Origin of the sequence: Phaeodactylibacter xiamenensis (genome assembly GCF_000759025.1) — a bacterium.
Taxonomy (GTDB): domain Bacteria; phylum Bacteroidota; class Bacteroidia; order Chitinophagales; family Saprospiraceae; genus Phaeodactylibacter; species Phaeodactylibacter xiamenensis.
The window spans coordinates 1-492 of record NZ_JPOS01000107.1 but is presented as its reverse complement, the minus strand read 5'-3'; the positions used below and the strand labels follow the sequence as shown (position 1 = coordinate 492).

1 protein-coding gene is annotated in these 492 nt (G+C 37.6%); it reads right to left on the bottom strand.

Annotated features, from left to right (window positions below; genetic code table 11):
* Window positions 1-133 precede the first annotated feature (133 nt).
* Window positions 134-349 carry a hypothetical protein gene (locus tag IX84_RS29915; RefSeq protein WP_044230198.1) on the bottom strand — a complete coding sequence of 72 codons (216 nt, stop codon included), beginning with the start codon at window positions 347-349 and terminating at the stop codon, window positions 134-136.
* Window positions 350-492 lie beyond the last annotated feature (143 nt).

Sequence of the window (492 nt, the reverse complement as noted above, 5' to 3'; positions counted from 1 at the left end):
GAGATGGAGTACCTGGAAAGAGAGGATATTATCCTGTTAAACCGCATGACGATTGAACAAAATTTCCTCCATGTTGATCAATCGTCATGCGGTTTATCAGGATAATATCCTCTCTTTCCAGGTACTCCATCTCTTAAGCAAGAGATTTAAAAACCTCTCCATATTTGTCGAAATCTTCCTGAATCATCTCTTTCAATCTATTCGACCTCTCATTCCTGACATTTGAATCAATGATGCTATTCTCGGACAAAATCTCTGTCAGAATCTCCTTAAAATAATTTGGATTCTCTATCAAAACCTCTGTGATTACTGACTTAAGAACCTCTTTATCTACTTTTTCGATATTCATCCTGTTCTTTACTTTTTACGGTCATCAACCTATTCAACTTTTCTTAACACCCATTCACAAATTTTAGTTTCTTATCTAGCTTGCAGGCAACGGCCCGGCTACGTGCCGTGCCGGATTCCAAATTTACCATTTTCGTCTCAATT